General features: G+C 68.0%; 1 protein-coding gene and 2 pseudogenes. All 3 read right to left on the reverse strand.

All coding sequences use genetic code 11. From position 1 onward, the window contains the following. A pseudogene (gene carB, locus J7E68_RS11390) lies at nucleotides 1-2,254 on the reverse strand (carbamoyl-phosphate synthase large subunit); the annotation flags it as partial. Then, nucleotides 2,254-3,399: a glutamine-hydrolyzing carbamoyl-phosphate synthase small subunit gene (gene carA / locus J7E68_RS11395; protein WP_215172673.1), complete on the reverse strand. Its 1,146-nt coding sequence runs from the start codon at nucleotides 3,397-3,399 to the stop codon at nucleotides 2,254-2,256. The pseudogene carB and the gene carA, both read right to left, overlap by 1 nt. Next, nucleotides 3,396-3,627: pseudogene (locus tag J7E68_RS11400) on the reverse strand (hypothetical protein); the annotation flags it as partial. The gene carA and the pseudogene J7E68_RS11400, both read right to left, overlap by 4 nt.

Here is a 3,627-nt window from a genome sequence, read left to right on the forward strand (position 1 = left end):
CGGGCGGCGGCTGTCCCTGTTCGATGATGACCTCGCCTGCCGTCCGCACGAAGTACTCGCGCAGGGACTCCGAGCTGTAGACGATCTCCATGCCCCGGCCTCCCAGCACGAAGCTCGGTCGCACGAGCACGGGGTAGCCGATCTCCTCGGCGATGACCACTGCGCCGTCCGCGTTCACGGCGGTGCCGTGACGGGGAGCGATGAGTCCGGCCGAGTCGAGGAGCTGCGAGAAGAGCTCGCGCTCCTCGGCGATGTCGATCGCCTCGGGGCTCGTGCCGAGCACCTTGTAGCCGGCGGCTTCGATGCCCTTGGCGAGACCGAGAGGGGTCTGGCCGCCGAGCTGGCAGACGACACCGAGGATGGTGCCGCTCGCCGCCTCGGCGTCGAGCACCTCGAGCACGTCCTCCAGGGTCAGCGGCTCGAAGTAGAGGCGATCCGAGGTGTCGTAGTCCGTCGACACCGTCTCGGGGTTGCAGTTGACCATCACGGTCTCGTAGCCCGCGTCCGACAACGCGAACGAGGCGTGCACGCACGAGTAGTCGAACTCGACGCCCTGCCCGATGCGGTTCGGGCCCGATCCGATGATCACGACCTTCGTGCGGTCCGACGGCGCGACCTCGGTCTCGAAGTCGTAGCTCGAGTAGTGGTACGGCGTGAGCGCGGGGAACTCCCCCGCGCACGTGTCGACCGTCTTGTACACGGGGCGGATGCCGAAGCCGTGGCGCACTCCGCGGATCTCGGCCTCGTCATCGCCGCGCAGCTGGGCGATCTGGGCGTCCGAGAAGCCGTGCTCCTTGGCGTAGCGCAGGGTCGCGGCGTCGAGTTCGGCAGCGGTGCGGACGATCTCGCCGACCTCGTTGATCAGCACGATCTGGTCGATGAACCACGGGTCGATCGCCGTGGCGTCGAACGCCTGCTCGACCGTCGCGCCCTTGCGCAGCGCCTGCTGCAGGGTGACGATCCGGCCGTCCGTCGGGATCTTCGAGATCTCGAGCAGCTCCTCGGCGGAGCGGCCCTCCTCGCCCCAGTGGAAGCTGGAGCCCCGCTTCTCGAGCGAACGCAGCGCCTTCTGCAGCGCGGTCGCGTAGTTGCGGCCGATCGCCATCGCCTCGCCCACCGACTTCATGGTCGTCGTCAGCGTGGCGTCGGCGGCGGGGAACTTCTCGAAGGCGAAGCGGGGCACCTTGACCACGACGTAGTCGAGCGTGGGCTCGAAGCTCGCCGGGGTCACCCCCGTGATGTCGTTGGGGATCTCGTCGAGGCGGTAGCCGAGCGCGAGCTTGGCCGCGAGCTTGGCGATCGGGAAGCCGGTGGCCTTCGAAGCCAGGGCACTCGAGCGCGAGACACGCGGGTTCATCTCGATCACGATGATCCGGCCGTTGCTCGGGTCGACCGCGAACTGGATGTTGCAGCCGCCGGTGTCGACGCCGACCGCGCGGATGATGTCGATGCCGATGTCGCGGAGCTTCTGGTACTCGCGGTCGGTGAGGGTGAGCGCCGGGGCCACGGTGATCGAGTCGCCCGTGTGCACTCCGACCGGGTCGACGTTCTCGATCGAGCAGACGACGACCGTGTTGTCGGCCGTGTCGCGCATGAGCTCGAGCTCGTATTCCTTCCAGCCGAGGATGGACTCCTCGAGGAGCACCTCGGTGGTGGGCGAGTCGCGCAGGCCCGCACCGCCGATGCGGCGAAGGTCCGTCTCGTCGTACGCGAAACCGGAACCGAGCCCGCCCATGGTGAACGAGGGCCGAACGACCAGCGGGTAGCCCAGTTCGGCTGCGCCCTCGAGCAGGTCGTCCATGGTGTGGGCGATGATGCTGCGCGCCACGTCCGCCCCGGCGTCGAGCACCAGCTGCTTGAAGATCTGGCGGTCCTCGCCCTTGTTGATGGCCTAGAAGCTCGCGCCGATCAGCTCGACGTCGTACTTCTCGAGGATGCCGTGGTTGTGCAGCTCGATCGCGGCGTTCAGCGCGGTCTGACCGCCCAGCGTCGGCAGGATGGCGTCGGGACGCTCCTTCGCGATGATCGTCTCGATGACCTGCCAGGTGATCGGCTCGATGTAGGTCGCGTCGGCGAAGTCGGGGTCGGTCATGATCGTCGCCGGGTTGGAGTTGACCAGGATGACCCGGACGCCTTCTTCGCGGAGGACCCGGCACGCCTGGGTGCCGGAGTAGTCGAACTCACAGGCCTGACCGATGACGATCGGGCCGGAGCCGATGACGAGAACGGAGTTGATGTCGTCGCGCTTGGGCATTACTTGGCGTCCTTCTGGGTGGCGATGACCATGTCACGGAAGCGGTCGAAGAGATAGTTGGCGTCGTGCGGGCCGGCCGCAGCCTCCGGGTGGTACTGCACCGAGAACGCGGGGATGTCGAGAGCGCGCAGGCCTTCGACCACGTTGTCGTTCAGTCCGATGTGGCTGACCTCGACCTTGCCGTAGCCGTGAGGGCTGTCGAACGAGCCCTCCAGCGGCGCGTCCACGGCGAAGCCGTGGTTGTGCGCGGTGATCTCGACCCGTCCGGTCGACTTGTCGAGCACCGGCTGGTTGATGCCGCGATGGCCGAACGGCAGCTTGTAGGTGCCGAGGCCCAGCGCACGGCCGAGCAGCTGGTTTCCGAAGCAGATGCCGAAGAACGGGAGGCCGTCGTCGAGCACCGAGCGCAGCAGCGCGACGTGGTCGCCCGAGGCCGCAGGGTCGCCGGGACCGTTCGAGTAGAAGACGGCCACGGGGTCGATCGCGCGGATGTCGTCGATGCCGACATCCTGCGGGAGCACGTGCACCTCGAAGCCACGGGCGGCGAGGTTGTCGATCGTCGCCTGCTTGACACCGAGGTCGAGGACGGCGAGGTTGCCGACCTTCTCACCCACGGCGTCCGTCACCGTCGCGGTCTCGACCGAGACCTGCGCCGAGAGGTTCTGACCGGCCATCTGCGGGGCCTCACGCACCAGGCGCAGCTGCTCGTCGGCCTCGAGCGTCGCGGCATCTCCCGAGAAGACGCCGCCGCGCATCGAACCGGCCGAGCGGATGTGGCGTGTGATCGAGCGGGTGTCGATGCCGCTGATGCCGACGATGCCGTCCTGCACGAGGATCTCGTCGAGCGAGGCGTTCGCACGCCAGTTCGACACCACGCGAGAGGGGTCGCGGACGATGTATCCGGCGACCCAGATGCGACGGGACTCGGTGTCTTCGTCGTTCATGCCGGTGTTGCCGATGTGAGGCGCCGTCTGCAGGACGATCTGTCCGGCGTAGGACGGGTCGGTGAGTGTCTCCTGGTAGCCGGACATGCCGGTCGCGAAGACGACCTCGCCGATCGTGGTTCCCAGCGCGCCGTAGGCGCGGCCGACGTGACGGGTGCCGTCTTCGAGGACGAGGACTGCGGGTTCGGGGAGGGCTGTCATGACGTTGCTCCTGTGTCGGGGGCGGCGCTGTCGTTGCTGGTGCCGGAGGCGGGGACGAGTCGCTGCAGTTCTGAGATGAAGGTCTGGGGGTCGCCGTCGGTGAGGCGCAGGTAGGAGTCGACGATCGTGTCGTCGTCGATGTTCCAGGCGACGCGCACGAGCCCGCCGGGCTCGACGACGCGGTCGATCGTCACGGTCGCACGGTCGACGCTCGCGAGCCGGGCCGAC

The sequence above is a fragment of the Microbacterium sp. ISL-103 genome (assembly GCF_018613995.1).
In the GTDB taxonomy this organism is placed as follows: Bacteria; Actinomycetota; Actinomycetes; order Actinomycetales; family Microbacteriaceae; genus Microbacterium.

Coding starts and splice junctions, on each gene's coding strand:
- carA (WP_215172673.1), bottom strand. CDS start 3,399: ATGACAGCCCTCCCCGAACCCGCAGTCCTCGTCCTCGAAGACGGCACC.